Below are 336 nucleotides of genomic sequence, written 5' to 3' on the forward strand. Positions count from 1 at the left end.
ATTTTTGATAATGAATTGAAATGTGCCTACAGGGGCCAATTTGATGATGCTAGACCAGGCAATGACAAACCAGTTACTGGAAAATATCTAAGAAATGCTTTAGATGATATTATTGCTGGAAAACCCGTTTCTTTTGAGCAAATCCCTAGCATTGGATGCAACATTAAGTGGAAGAAAAAAATTAGCCAGTAAGAAAAATCTTACTGGCTACTTAAAAACTGGTGAGATTTAGCTTTAGGCAATTTTTCTATTCAATGAAATGCCTTTTACTTCTACCTGAATATTATTGAGTGAAGCATGCGCTAAGTAGTTTTCGATGATCTCAAGCACATCATG

1 protein-coding gene is annotated in these 336 nt (G+C 34.8%); it reads left to right on the plus strand.

Annotated elements, in window-relative coordinates:
- On the plus strand, nucleotides 1–192 hold a 192-nt coding region (locus AABA78_RS39070), incomplete at its 5' end, for a thioredoxin domain-containing protein (protein ID WP_338270627.1).
- Nucleotides 193–336 lie beyond the last annotated feature (144 nt).

This window comes from Corallococcus caeni (assembly GCF_036245865.1).
GTDB lineage: Bacteria > Myxococcota > Myxococcia > Myxococcales > Myxococcaceae > Corallococcus > Corallococcus caeni.